This is a genomic window from Paenibacillus sp. sgz302148 (genome assembly GCF_056120465.1).
This window is the reverse complement of sequence record NZ_JBVYOJ010000013.1, coordinates 59,713-72,786: the sequence shown is the minus strand read 5'-3', so window position 1 is coordinate 72,786 and position 13,074 is coordinate 59,713. Positions and strand designations below refer to the sequence as shown.

The 13,074-nt window shown below is 53.4% G+C and carries 11 protein-coding genes and 1 riboswitch; of the genes, 8 read left to right on the top strand and 3 right to left on the bottom strand.

The window, feature by feature from the left end:
• Positions 1-46 precede the first annotated feature (46 nt).
• From AC0LWM_RS19740 to pckA, 8 genes are all read left to right on the top strand, one after another.
• Positions 47-1,183, top strand: a complete 1,137-nt coding sequence (locus tag AC0LWM_RS19740; protein WP_474676710.1) for an MBL fold metallo-hydrolase — start codon at positions 47-49, stop codon at positions 1,181-1,183.
• Between the two features lie 30 nt (positions 1,184-1,213).
• A complete protein-coding gene (locus AC0LWM_RS19735) occupies positions 1,214-1,441 on the top strand; it encodes a sulfurtransferase TusA family protein (RefSeq protein ID WP_474676709.1) in 228 nt (75 codons plus the stop codon).
• Between the two features lie 165 nt (positions 1,442-1,606).
• Positions 1,607-2,089 (top strand): DsrE/DsrF/DrsH-like family protein, encoded by a 483-nt coding sequence (locus AC0LWM_RS19730; RefSeq protein ID WP_474676708.1) that lies wholly within the window; start codon positions 1,607-1,609, stop codon positions 2,087-2,089.
• A 33-nt stretch (positions 2,090-2,122) separates the two neighbouring features.
• Positions 2,123-2,383, top strand: a complete 261-nt coding sequence (locus AC0LWM_RS19725; RefSeq protein WP_474676707.1) for a metal-sensitive transcriptional regulator — start codon at positions 2,123-2,125, stop codon at positions 2,381-2,383.
• A gap of 103 nt (positions 2,384-2,486) precedes the next feature.
• A riboswitch (cyclic di-AMP (ydaO/yuaA leader) is annotated at positions 2,487-2,622 on the top strand.
• A 229-nt stretch (positions 2,623-2,851) separates the two neighbouring features.
• A complete protein-coding gene (locus tag AC0LWM_RS19720; RefSeq protein ID WP_474676706.1) occupies positions 2,852-4,039 on the top strand; it encodes a KamA family radical SAM protein in 1,188 nt (395 codons plus the stop codon).
• 49 nt (positions 4,040-4,088) lie between these two features.
• Positions 4,089-4,304: a hypothetical protein gene (locus AC0LWM_RS19715; protein ID WP_474676705.1), complete on the top strand. Its 216-nt coding sequence runs from the start codon at positions 4,089-4,091 to the stop codon at positions 4,302-4,304.
• Positions 4,305-4,635: 331 nt separating this feature from the next.
• Positions 4,636-5,670 (top strand): type I glyceraldehyde-3-phosphate dehydrogenase, encoded by a 1,035-nt coding sequence (gap, locus tag AC0LWM_RS19710; protein ID WP_474676704.1) that lies wholly within the window; start codon positions 4,636-4,638, stop codon positions 5,668-5,670.
• A 43-nt stretch (positions 5,671-5,713) separates the two neighbouring features.
• Positions 5,714-7,315 carry a phosphoenolpyruvate carboxykinase (ATP) gene (gene pckA / locus AC0LWM_RS19705; protein WP_474676703.1) on the top strand — a complete coding sequence of 534 codons (1,602 nt, stop codon included), beginning with the start codon at positions 5,714-5,716 and terminating at the stop codon, positions 7,313-7,315.
• A gap of 117 nt (positions 7,316-7,432) precedes the next feature.
• Here the strand turns inward: pckA and AC0LWM_RS19700 are convergent, their stop codons facing one another.
• The 3 genes from AC0LWM_RS19700 to AC0LWM_RS19690 form a co-directional block, all read right to left on the bottom strand.
• Positions 7,433-10,597, bottom strand: coding sequence for an efflux RND transporter permease subunit (locus AC0LWM_RS19700; RefSeq protein ID WP_474676702.1), 3,165 nt, complete (start codon positions 10,595-10,597; stop codon positions 7,433-7,435).
• Between the two features lie 66 nt (positions 10,598-10,663).
• Entirely contained in the window at positions 10,664-12,034 is a 1,371-nt protein-coding gene (locus AC0LWM_RS19695) for a sensor histidine kinase (RefSeq protein ID WP_474676701.1), read from the bottom strand.
• Positions 12,027-12,716: a response regulator transcription factor gene (locus AC0LWM_RS19690; protein WP_474676700.1), complete on the bottom strand. Its 690-nt coding sequence runs from the start codon at positions 12,714-12,716 to the stop codon at positions 12,027-12,029. Before AC0LWM_RS19690 ends, AC0LWM_RS19695 begins: the two co-directional genes overlap by 8 nt.
• Positions 12,717-13,074 lie beyond the last annotated feature (358 nt).

Sequence of the window (13,074 nt, the reverse complement as noted above, 5' to 3'; positions counted from 1 at the left end):
CGGGTCTGTTGCGAAGTAAGATTTTAAAACCAAGGAGGAGTTACCGATGGCAATAAGGCAAATCAACGCGCGGGAGCTGCATCAGCTTATCAATGGCACCGGCGGCGCGTTCATTCTGGACGTACGCAACGAAGAAGATTTCGCCAACTGGAAAATCGAAGGTCATCAAGTGCGCTCCGTCAACATTCCGTATTTTTCATTCCTCGAGGAGGACAAAGCGGTACTGGAGCCGCTGCCGAAGGATGAAGAAATGGTCGTTGTTTGCGCCAAAGGCGGATCGGCGCAATTCGTAGCCGAAATGTTGGATGCGAAAGGTTACCGCGCCGCGGTACTCCTGGACGGCATGCTGGCATGGAGCCAATTCTATGTTCCGATGGAGGTTGCCGCGAACGAAAAGGTTCAAGTGCTGCAAATCAATCGGCTGTCCAAGGGCTGTCTATCCTATGCCGTCATATCGGGCGGTCAAGCGATGATTATCGACCCGAGCCATCGGATTGAAGAGTATATCCGGTTAGCCGAGCAGCATCGGTTCATGATCTCCCATGTGGTCGATTCGCATTTGCACGCCGATCATATATCGGGCGGAGCCGCGCTGGCCGCGCGAACAGGAGCCGTCTACTTGATCTCCTCCGGAGAAGTGAAAGGGACGAATCTGAACTACGAGCCGCTCGAAAATCACGCTTCCATCCGCATCGGCCAAGTGGATGTCGAAGTACTGGCGCTCCCCACGCCGGGACATACGCCGGGTTCGACGTCATTTCTGGTTGACGGGAAGTATTTGATGTCCGGGGATACGATTTTTGTCGGCGGATTGGGGCGTCCCGACCTTGGAGGCAAGGCCGAGGAATGGGCGCATGATTTGTACGATACCGTATTTCGCCGGATCAATACGATGCCGGATGACGTGCTTGTCCTGCCGGCGCATTATGCGGACATCTCGGAAATGAACGGCGACGGCATCGTCGGCAGAGCGCTTGGCGATATCCGGGAACGCAACGACATCATGCGGAACGAGGACAGGGATGCCTTTACGGAACAGGTTGCGGGTGCTGCATCGACGGAGAAGCCGCCGAACTTCGAAGATATTATCGCGATCAATCGCGGAGAGCTTCAAGTCGAGCCGGAACGCGCCGTAGAGCTGGAAATCGGTCCGAACCGCTGCGCCGTTCATCATCATGAATAACGATAACCACTATTAGGAGGCTGAACGAGTATGAAAGCAAACGTAACGATAGACGCCAAAGGACTGGCTTGCCCGATGCCGATCGTCAAAGCGAAGAAAGGCATGGACTCGCTGCAATCGGGGGAAATCATGGAGCTGCTCGCGACGGACAAAGGCTCGGTCAACGATTTTCAGGCATGGGTACGCCAGACGAAGCACGAGATGCTGGAGCACAAAGAGGTCGATGGCGTATACGTGTTCTACGTGCGAAAAGCGTGACCGGAACCTGTACGGACAACCTGTATTCGAAGCGCATTACGCGCTCATCCGCTGCCGGCGGCCTGTCGCAACGGCCAGCAGGCCGCCAAGCTATCGTTTTTTTTGCGCGCAATATATACGGTTACGTGTATAAGTACTATAATCGAAAGGGGAAACTGCTCCAAGATGGAAACGAACAAAGAGAAAACGACCATTGTTTTGTTCAGCGGAGATATGGATAAAGCGATCGCCGCTTTTATTATCGCGAACGGGGCGGCTGCTTACGATCATGAGGTGACGATCTTCTTCACCTTCTGGGGACTGAACGCGCTTCGCAAAGACGAGCCTGTGCAAGTGAAGAAAGGCTGGCTCGAGCGGATGTTCGCTAGGATGATGCCGAGAGGAGCGAAGCGGATGGGCTTGTCCCGCATGAACTTCGGCGGCGTTGGTCCGAAGCTGATCGGGCACGTGATGAAGAAGCATAATGCGCTTAGCCTGCCGCAGCTGATCGAGCTTGCACAAGAGATGAACGTCAAGCTCGTCGCGTGCACGATGACGATGGACTTGCTCGGCTTGCAAAAGGAAGAGCTGCTGGACGGCATCGAATACGCGGGAGTCGCGGCTTATCTCGGCGATGCAGCGGAGGCCAAGGTGAACTTGTTTATATAAGGTGAGCATTCGGAGAAGGGAGGTCGGTCCGGCATGAAATACGATGAAGACGTCAAACGGCGGCTGCGGCGCATTGAAGGTCAAATTCGCGGCGTGCTCAAAATGATGGACGAGGAAGCGAACTGCAAAGATGTCGTCAGCCAATTGTCCGCCGTCAGAAGCGCATCCGACAAAGCGATCGCGTACATCGTCGCCGTGAATTTGGAGCAATGCATCCTAGAAGAGCAGCAAGCGGGCGGCGATACGAGCAAGCTGGTCGCGCAAGCCGTCGAGCTGCTCATCAAGAGCCGGTAGCCGACCTTGCCGGTGTGGCGCCCCTTCAGCCGACATGAAGCGGCCCCTTTGGCTCGGCCCAAATCACGCTCAAACACTTGACTGCCATGCCATGTTCCGGTAAGATGAAAATACGCTTAATTTCCGGTTATTCAATCGGAAAGCGGGGGAACCATTCTTTTGGGGCGAATCATGAATTCATGTAGGGGACCACTTTCCCAAGCCCGACAGCTAACCTCGTCAGCAGTAGGTGGGTCACAGTTGCATGTTCAATTACACTTTAGCTGACCCGTGTATTCGGGTCTTTTTGCGTTCAATTGACCCGATTGCAGCGATCTTCAGGATGCTTTATAGCGTCTTGACTTTCGCCGCATGCAGGGTCATTTTTGTTTTTCCCGCAACTATGATCTATCCGTAAAGGAGGGATATCCACGCTTTATATCACTTGAAGAAGTCGTGACACTATAACCATTCAAGGAGGATGAAAGCATGGCGCAGCCAAAGTACATTACGAACATTGACAAAATTACCGAAATTCCCGAGCGTGACCGAATTAAGCTCAAACAGATTACCGAAAAATTCGTGTTCCGGGTCAACGACTATTACTTGAATCTGATCGATTGGAGCGATCCGAACGACCCGATCAAAAAGCTGATTATTCCGAATGAAGGCGAATTGTCGGAATACGGCAGATGGGACGCTTCGGACGAAGATACGAATTACGTCGTTCCCGGTTGTCAGCATAAATATAAAACGACCGCTTTATTAATCGTCTCCGAAGTATGCGGGGCGTACTGCCGGTATTGCTTCCGCAAGAGGCTGTTCCGCAACGACGTCAGCGAAGCGATGTCCAATGTCGATCCGGGGCTGGAGTACATCGCGAAGCATAAGGAGATCAACAATGTTCTGCTGACCGGCGGAGACAGCCTGATCCTTTCGACTGCGAAGCTGAAGGGCATATTCGAGAGGCTGAGAGCGATCGACCATGTGAAGATCATTCGGTTAGGCTCGAAAATTCCGGTGTTCAACCCGATGCGGATCTACGAGGACAACGAGCTGCTGGAAGCGATTCGAGCTTACTCCAGCGTAGACCGCCGCATTTATGTGATGGCGCACATCAACCACCCCCGGGAAATTACGCCGGAAGCGAAGCGGGCGTTTGATGCGCTGCATCAAGCCGGGGCTATCGTCGTGAACCAAACGCCCGTTTTGCGGGGGATCAACGACAATGCCGCCGTACTCGGCGAATTGCTGGATAAGCTTTCGTGGGCCGGCGTAACGCCATATTATTTTTTCATCAACCGTCCGGTTGCCGGAAACCGCGATTTTGTCCTGCCGCTGGAACGGGTTTACCGTCTCGTCGAAGAGGCGAAGGCCAGAACCTCGGGTCTTGGCAAGCGGGTCCGATTGTCGATGAGCCATACGTCGGGCAAAATCGAAATACTCGCGATCGAAAACGGCAAAGCTTATTTGAAATACCATCAATCGAGGGACGACCAATACGGGAAGTTTATGATTCTCGATTGTCCGGCGGATGCCGCGTGGTTCGACGATTTGCCGGGCAGCGAGAAGTACTGGCAGAAGCCGAAGAAGAAAAACGAGCTGATAATTTCCGTGAACGAACTGCCGAACCATCCGAGGCAGAAACGAGTGGCGCGAGATTGCTCCGCAGGCTAACGCGGCGGGGGCTCGGCAGCTAACAACATCGCTGTGAAGAGGGGAATCCATGAGCCGAATTGATGTCATTCGCAAGCGCATCGCCAAGCAGCATTACGCAGATTCCGGCCACATGGCGGTGGACGACATCCAATATTTAATGGATGAGGTCCAGCGTTTAAGAGGCGCCCTGGAAACGATCGTGGGGGAAGGTTATTTCTCCAGCGATGCGGAGCATTGGATGGCGTACAAGCGAATTGCGAAGAAAGCGCTGGAGCAGCGGTAGCCAGCTTTTTTAGAAGGAAATGTTTATGATCCAACAGGGAGCATCCATTCTGCGGAATGGGTGCTTTTTGTATTCGCAGGGTCATTCATCGTACGAGCGGGCCCATACAAATTTTGGCCGAGAACATTTTATCGGATGAATGGAAATCGGGGGAATACTGAACGATGACGAGGGCTTATTTTGCCGAATTACGATACATAGACGTATCACAATTCAAATAATACGTCATATACAAGGATTTACACTTGCATTAATACATCATATATAAGTATAATACAATCATCAAAGAGAAACGTGAGTCATATTTCTCGAACACCTAGGAGGGATTTCGATGACAGGAATAGGTATTAGCGGTACTGGACGTATTGGACGGTTATTAATCCGGAGCATGTTCAAATCAGATCATCTCGTGAAATATTTGAAGGCGGTAAACAGCACCTATCCGGTCGAGACCATCGCGCATTTGCTGAAATATGATTCGGTTCACGGAACATGGGATGCCGACATCGGTGTAGAGGACGGCAAACTGCGAATTAACGATCGCTTAATCGAATTCGTCAGCCAACGGGAGCCCGAGCTCATCCCTTGGGCGAAGCTGGGCGTAGATCTGGTGATGGACGCCACCGGTAAATTCAACGACCGCGAAGGCGCCAAGCGGCATATGGCGGCAGGTGCCGAGACCGTTATCATTACGGCTCCGGGCAAGCAAATGGACCTGACGGTCGTAATGGGCGTAAACGAGAAGCAATACGATCCGGACCGGCATCGTATATTGTCCGCCGCATCTTGCACGACGAACTGCGTTGCGCCGGTGCTGAACATTTTGGACGACGCATTTCAAGTGCGGAACGGCTGGATGACGACCGTTCATTCGGTGACGTCCGACCAGAACCTGCTGGACAATCCTCACAAGGATTTGCGAAGAGCGCGTGCTTGCACGCAGTCGATCATTCCGACGACAACCGGCGTGCGCAAGGCGCTTCAGGATGTACTTCCTCATCTTGCCCCCCATATCGAAGGATTATCCTTGCGCGTGCCGACGCAGGACGTGTCCTTGGTGGATTTGACGGTGGAGGTCGAGAACGAGGCGACGATCGAGGAAATCAAGCAGGTTTTCCAAGCCGCAGCTACCGGGAAGTTCGCCGGGTATGTCGGATATTCGGAGCAACCGCTCGTTTCCGCCGATTTTGTCGGCAATTCGCATTCCGCCGTCATTGACGGTTTGTCGATCATGAAGCATGGCCGGCAGATCAAGGTTCTGGCTTGGTACGACAATGAATGGGCGTATGCATGCAGAGTCGTCGGTCTTGCGAATTTGGTTGTTGATAAAGCGAAGCAAGCGGCCAGAGATGCGGTGGCAGTTTAAGGCTTATTGGAATGATTGATCAAGCGGATGGAGGAGCAAGCAGATGGAGGAACTTAGGTTGGAACGCAAAAAGGATATACAGGCAGCTATTCCGGGCTCTTCGGACATCCATGTCAATTTGCCGGTGCCGAAGCTGATTGAAGCCGCAATTCGGCGAGGCGAAGGCCGTCTTTCGTCGACGGGGGGACTGCTGGTATCGACCGGACAATATACGGGACGTTCGCCGAAGGATCGATTTATCGTGAAGGACTCATCGGTTGTCGATCATGTAGCCTGGGGCACCGTCAATCAGCCGATTGCGCCTGAACGCTTCGACAAGCTATATCAGCGGGCGCTGGCTTATGCTGCCGATAAAGAGCTGTTCGTATTCGACGGTTTCGCCGGAGCGGACGTACAATACCGGATGCCGATTCGGGTCGTTAACGAATATGCTTGGCATAATTTATTCGTCCATCAGATGTTTATACGTCCGACGGAAGATGAGCTCGGGGCGCATAAACCGGAATTCACCGTCATGGCGCTGCCTGGACTGGAAGCCAATCCTGCCGTGGACGGGACGAACTCCGAAACGTTTATTATCGTTTCCTTCGAGAAGAGAGTCGTCCTGATTGGCGGGACGCAATATGCGGGCGAAATGAAAAAATCGATATTCAGCGTTCTGAATTATTTGCTGCCCTTTAAGGGCGTGTTCCCGATGCACTGCTCCGCCAATGTCGGCGAAAGCGGCGATGTTGCTTTATTCTTCGGTTTGTCCGGCACGGGCAAAACGACGTTATCCGCCGACCCGGATCGCCGTTTAATCGGCGATGACGAGCACGGCTGGTCCGATACGGGCGTCTTTAATTTCGAGGGCGGTTGTTACGCGAAGACCATCGGATTATCGCAGGAGAAGGAGCCGCAAATTTGGGATTCGATCCGGTACGGCACCGTGCTTGAAAATGTCGTTGCCGACGAAACGACCGGGCTTGCGGATTACAGTGACGGCTCGCGGACGGAAAATACAAGAGCGGCGTACCCGATCGACTATATTCCGAACGCCGTTATTCCCGGCATTGCCGGCCATCCGAAAACGATCGTGTTCCTGACGGCCGACGCCTTCGGCGTGCTGCCGCCCATCGCGAAGCTGACGAAGGAACAGGCGATGTATTATTTCTTATCCGGCTATACGTCCAAGCTGGCGGGCACCGAGCGCGGCATTACGGAGCCGGAGGCGACGTTCTCCGCCTGCTTCGGGGCGCCGTTCCTGCCGCAAGCGCCGAAAGTATATGCCGACCTGCTGGGCGATAAAATCGATCGGCATGGAGCGAGTGTCTATCTCGTCAACACGGGATGGTCCGGCGGCGGCTACGGCACAGGCAAGCGGATGAACCTTGCGTACACCCGGGCCATGGTCTCCGCGGCGATCGACGGCTCGTTGGAACAGGCGACTTATACGGCTGACCCGGTATTTAATCTGATGATACCGGATCAGGTGAAGGGCGTGCCAAGCGAGCTGCTGAATCCGCGCAGCACATGGAAGGAGCAGACCGCATACGATCGGGCGGCCGGTATGCTTGCGGAGCGGTTCTCCGCTAACTTCGAGAAATTCGGCGACGTAAGCGAGGAGATCCGCAAGTCCGGACCACGGACGATGATTATACGTTAAAAATGAAATCCCCCTTGAATGCGATTGGTCAAACGATCGGCTGTTCAAGGGGGATTTTCGTAGTAGATTCGATTCTTAGCAGGCGCGGCTCTTCAGTCAGCCGTGCCACGATTCAGCTTAGAAATGTTCTTCGACAAACTTGCGCTTTCTGCCCGTCAACAGATAAAGGGTAGGCACGAAAACTAACGTCAACAATGTCGAAGTCGTTAAGCCGCCGATGACCGTGATTGCCAAGCCTCCGGAAATCAAGCTCGTCGTCGAGTGAGACAACGCCAGCGGCAGCAGCGCCAAAATGGTGGCGAAAGCGGTCATCAGTATCGGTCTTAGCCGCGTTTTGCACGCCTCGATGATCGCTTCCTTCAGCTCCATGCCGGACTTGGCGTTCCGTTCGACGCGATCCAGCATGACGACCGCATTCGTCACGACGATGCCGACGAGCATCAGCATGCCGATCATCGAGCTCATGGACAACGATTGGCCGGTAATCAGCAGGGCGCCAAACGATCCGATCGGAACAAATAATAACGAAGACAAAATGATCAGAGGTGTCCGCAACCCGCCGAACGTAACGCTCATGACAAGGAAAACGAGGCCGATCGCTCCGGCCATGGCTAGCAGGATGCTTTGGAATCCGCTTTTGATCATCGACAGTCCGCCGCCGTATTTCACTTCCACATTGGCAGGAAGCGTCAAGCCGTCGATGTCCTTCTGCACTTCTTTCGTGATCGCGGCCGTATTCGAGCCTTTGACCGTTCCGCTAACTTGGGCATACGTTTTGCCGCTGTCATGGTTAATGGAGATGGGCGCCGTTCTTTCGCTAATATCGGCAATTTCGCCTAATTTCTTCTTGCCGGATATTGTCGGGATGATCACGTTCTCGAGTTGATCTTTGGTGTTGATTTGCTGCTTATAGGAAAGCGTCAAGTTCCATTCCTTGCTGTCCAGCGTATAAGTGCCCGCATCGATCGGCCTCAATTGCTCGCTGACGGCTTGCATGACCTGAAGATAGGATACGCCGGCGTCTTTGCCCGCTTGATTGATCGTCAGCTCCCACTTCGGAGTCACATCATTCAAATTGTTCGTTATATTTTTCAAATCGTCCCGTTGCTTCATCAGTGCTTCCACTTGACCTGCCGCCTTGGCTAATGCCTCCATATCGGCGGAATACAGGCTGACATCGATATTGTTGCCGGATGGCGGTCCCTGGGATTGCGATTCCTTGATGGCAACCTCCGTATTCGGAACGATTTTGTTAACGGAAGCCGTAATATCTTTGGTCGCGCGGTCGATTAAAGCGTTTGTATCGGTTCCTTCTTTGAGCGTCACGGTGTAAGTCGCTTTATTGGCGGGAGTTCCTGCTGAGAGCCCTCTTCTGCCACTTCCCCCCATGCCGATGGACAGTTGGTAATTGTCCACCCCTTCAACCGCCGCCAAATAGTTGTCGACCTGTTCGCTGGCTTTGTTCACTTGGTCCAGCCCGTCCTTGGCCGGCAAGCTGAGTTCGATTTGAATCGCCGGCGCGGACCCGGACGGCAGGAAGGAGATGCCGAGCAGCGGGATCGTACCGAACGAGCCGATGAGCAGAACGATCGACGCGATCAGCACGGTGGCTTTATGGCGCAGCGCGCCGCGCAGCACCCGCTCGTAAACGCGAACGAGAGCGCCTTCCTTCGGATGCGGCTTTACTTTATTGAAAAATTTCGCGCCAAGCACCGGGATGAGCATCATGGAAACGAATAGCGACACCAGAATCGCGATGCACACCGCAACGGCGAACGGCCGGAAAAACTCGCCGATAATGCCGGTTACGAAGGCGAGCGGGAGAAACACGACCACCATCGCAAGCGTCGATGATCCGACAGCGCTGATCACTTCTTTGGTCGCTTTATAGGCAAGCTCCTTGCCGCTCAGCTCGGTTCCTTTCTCTTGGCGCCATCTGTAGATGTTCTCGATGACGACGATGCTGTCGTCGACGATTCGACCGATCGATACCGCGATACCGCCCAGGGTCATGATGTTGAGCGTAAACCCCATCTGATCCAATAAAGCGATCGTCGCAAAAACCGAAATCGGCAGCGAAAGAATGGAAATGAGCGTCGCCCGCACGTTGCGCAGGAACAGGAAAATCGTCAATATGCAGAACAAGGCGCCGAACAATCCTTCGCGCACAAGGCCGGAGACGGACTCCTTAATGGCCGCTCCCTGGTCGTTGATCACGTGTAAATCCATGCCTGCCTTGCTCCCATAATCGGCAAGCAAAGCGTTCACCGCATCGGCGACATCGGCCGTGTTCGCATCCTGCGTTTTCACGACTTGAATGACGAAGCTTTCTTTGCCGTTGAAGCGCGAAATCTGGTCCTGCTTCGAAACGGTCTTCACCTCGGCGATATCGGACAGCTTCACAGTGGCAGGGATCACGGGAGGCGAGGCTGTATATTGCGCCGCGGAGCCCAAATTGCCGTTCCCTTGGCCCGTATTGGCGCGGGCTTGCGCCTTGCCTTGATTCATCTGGCCTTGCGCTTGCCCGGCGGGATTTTGTCCGCCGCCCGCTTGCAGCTTCAAATCTTCGATTTGCGCGATGCCGTTGATTTTTCCGACCAGTCGAATCGGAATCGTCGTATCATCCTGATTGACGGTACCAAGGGGAACCGCGTAGCTAAGCGCTTGAATCGCGTTTTGGATCGCGTTTAGCGAAATGCCGTATTGGCTTGCTTTCTCTTTATCCACGACAATATTCAGAAGTTCCGTTGTTGTCCCAAGCAGCTCGACCGAGTTAACGCCTTCGAGCTTCTGCAGCTTCGGGACGATCTCTTCTTCCAGCTGCTTCTGCAGTCCTTCGGGATCGTTGTTCGCGGAGAAAACAGCCGCGGAGTAGATCGGCATCGAATTTGCCGCAAGTCGCTTGACGGCAACGGTCGCTTTGCTTGGCAGCGTAACTTTGGCCACCGCAGCTTCGACTTCCGTCGCAATCTTGTCCATATCTTTGCCGAACGGATATTGGAGAAAAATGCTCGCCGCATTTTCAGACGTCGTACTCGTTAACGTATCGTATCCTTGCAGTCCCATCAAGCTATCCTCGATCGGCTTCGTGACGCCCGATTCAATTTCCTCCGTCGATGCGCCGGGATAAACCGCCTGCACGAACACCGCAGGAAAGCTGACGTCGGGGAACGTTTGCTGCTTGATCGTCGTTGTCGAATAAAGACCGAGGACAGTCACCAGAATACATAAAATAATGACCGCCACGCCGTTTTTTAAGCTTATCTTGCTCAAGTAACCCATGCTCTCTCTCCTCTCTTCAATGAGAGGAGTATATCATCCGAATTTGTACCGAATGTGTACGGAACCTTACAAATGTCCGAATGAACGCGGCAGCTTCACCGTGATGACGGTTCCTTCGTTAACGGCTCCTCCGACCGAAATGTCGCCATGATGCAGGTCTACGATGCGCTTGACGATCGATAATCCGAGGCCGTTGCCTTTGACGGCGGTATCTCTGGATTTGTCCGTTTTGTGGAATGGAATGAAAATACGGTTCCGCTCTTCTTCCGCGATGCCGATTCCGCTGTCGGCCATCCGGACGACCGCCCATTCCCCCTCACATTCAAGAAATATGCGGACTTGTCCCCCGTTTGGGGTAAACTTGACGGCATTATGCAGCAAATTCGTCCATACCTGGTTGAGCAAATCCTCGTCCGCCTCGATGATCGTTTCTTCCAGATCCAATTCGATCTCTAGCGACTTGGCGGTCCACTGGGGCTCGCTCGCGATAATCGTGCCGCGAAGCTGCTCATCCAAACGGAACTTTCGCGGAGAGACGGGCGGATGCTCGGATTGGAGGGAGGATAGCCGCAGCAGATTTTGGCCCATGCGTGACAAACGCTCGCTCTCTTCTTCAATAATCGTCAAATAATGCAAACGACTTTGTTCGTCCATCTGCTTGTTTTTGAGCGCTTTCGTGAAACCTAAGATGGACATAAGCGGCGATTGGATTTCGTGGGAGACGCTGTTGACGAAATCGGTTCGCATCTGATCGAGCGCGGCGAGCTGTTTGGTCATGTCATTGAAGCTGCTCGTCAGCTGTCCGACCTCGTCTTTGCTCTTCGAGCGGATCGATACGTTGAAATTGCCGGTAGCGACTTTGCGGGTCGCTTCGGTTAAAATGCGCAGCGGCCGGACGATATAACGCGCGGCGATCAGGATCAACAAGCTGCCTACGACCAAGGCGATCGCCAGCAGCGTACGGACAACCTCCTGGAACGTGCGGATCAATACTTCAAATCTGGGCGACAGGAAAAGCGCATAAGAACGGGCTTTAAGCTGGAAAGGCAGTCCGATCAGCATATGGTCCGGTCCATGCTCCTGGCTGGAGAGGACATTCCCTCTATAGACACCTCCGTTCAACACGGCCTGCAGCTGGTCGGCGGTAATGTCCGTTTTGGCGTTGTTCAAGTAAACCAGCCGCTTATCCGCATCAAAAACCTCGATATTGAAGGTCGTAGGGATCGCGGCCTGGCTCATGTATTCCTCGATGCCGCCGACCGGGGAAATCTGAAGCGAACGAATAATATTTTTGCCGGTTGCAATCAGTTCGTTTTCGATCGAGCCTTTGATCTTATTCATGTAGATCGTCTGCGACACCGACAAAGCGACGACTAGACTTAGAATCACCGCTCCGATGAATACGAGCACGACCCGGACGTATAGCGACTTAATCACGGGAAACCTCCAGCCGATAGCCGAGGCCGCGCAGCGTCACGATTCGGAACGACGTCGTTTCGTACCCGGCGAATCGTTCGCGAAGCCGCTTAATATGCGTATCGATCGTTCGCTCGTCGCCCTCATAGTCGAGCCCCCATATTTGTTCGATCAGTTGCGCGCGGGTGAACAGTTGTCCGGGATGGCTGGCAAGCTGGTACAGCAATTCGAATTCCTTGCGCGGGAGCGTAATCGTCTCCTGGTTCGCGCGGTCGATGATTAGATACCCGAGCTTGTCGAGCGTCAGCTCGCCCAGCTCCACCTTCTGCGAAGCGGCAATGCGATAACGCTTGAGCAGCGCTTTGACCCGCAGCACCATTTCGAGCGGATCGAACGGCTTGGTCAAATAGTCGTCCGTGCCTAAGTGAAACCCTTTGATTTTGTAATCCTGTTCGGCTTTGGCGGTAATCATCAAGATCGGAAACTCCCCGCGCTCGCGCAGCTTGCGGCACAGCTCCCATCCGTCGAGCTTCGGCATCATGATGTCGAGAATAACCATATCGAACGGATGGCCTCCCGCAACGTAATCCCAAGCTTCCTCGCCGTTGGCGGCTTCGATGATTTCGAACCCTTCGTCGGTTAAATATAAGGCCGCAAGCTCGCGGATATGCGGATCGTCGTCAACAAGCAATATTTTCGTCACGTGGCTCACCTTCCTTGAAGTGTCGCACTTCTTCCTTTCTTTGTACCTGTCCTGCGAAATAAAGTCAATGCGAGGGGATTTTGGGTCAATGGAAGAGATAAAAAAAGTCCCGCATGAAAGGTCAAAATGCCGACCGTTCAAGGGGATCGTATGCGCAGCTTTGGCTGTGTGCCGGGCCGCAGGGTTTGGAATTCGATTCATAGGTTAGGCAGTGATATAACGACAGATGCGCGAATGAGCGTCGTTATCGGAAAAATAAAAAAACACCTAAGCGGTGTCGAAACTCGTTTCTGGGTGAATTCAAATACAGATACCTGTTCCAGGCTCCTTATAATAGTATTATAAATCAGCGATCATT

Coding starts and splice junctions, on each gene's coding strand:
- AC0LWM_RS19735 (WP_474676709.1), top strand. CDS start 1,214: ATGAAAGCAAACGTAACGATAGACGCCAAAGGACTGGCTTGCCCGATG.
- AC0LWM_RS19730 (WP_474676708.1), top strand. CDS start 1,607: ATGGAAACGAACAAAGAGAAAACGACCATTGTTTTGTTCAGCGGAGAT.
- pckA (WP_474676703.1), top strand. CDS start 5,714: ATGGAGGAACTTAGGTTGGAACGCAAAAAGGATATACAGGCAGCTATT.
- AC0LWM_RS19715 (WP_474676705.1), top strand. CDS start 4,089: ATGAGCCGAATTGATGTCATTCGCAAGCGCATCGCCAAGCAGCATTAC.
- gap (WP_474676704.1), top strand. CDS start 4,636: ATGACAGGAATAGGTATTAGCGGTACTGGACGTATTGGACGGTTATTA.
- AC0LWM_RS19740 (WP_474676710.1), top strand. CDS start 47: ATGGCAATAAGGCAAATCAACGCGCGGGAGCTGCATCAGCTTATCAAT.
- AC0LWM_RS19725 (WP_474676707.1), top strand. CDS start 2,123: ATGAAATACGATGAAGACGTCAAACGGCGGCTGCGGCGCATTGAAGGT.
- AC0LWM_RS19720 (WP_474676706.1), top strand. CDS start 2,852: ATGGCGCAGCCAAAGTACATTACGAACATTGACAAAATTACCGAAATT.
- AC0LWM_RS19700 (WP_474676702.1), bottom strand. CDS start 10,597: ATGGGTTACTTGAGCAAGATAAGCTTAAAAAACGGCGTGGCGGTCATT.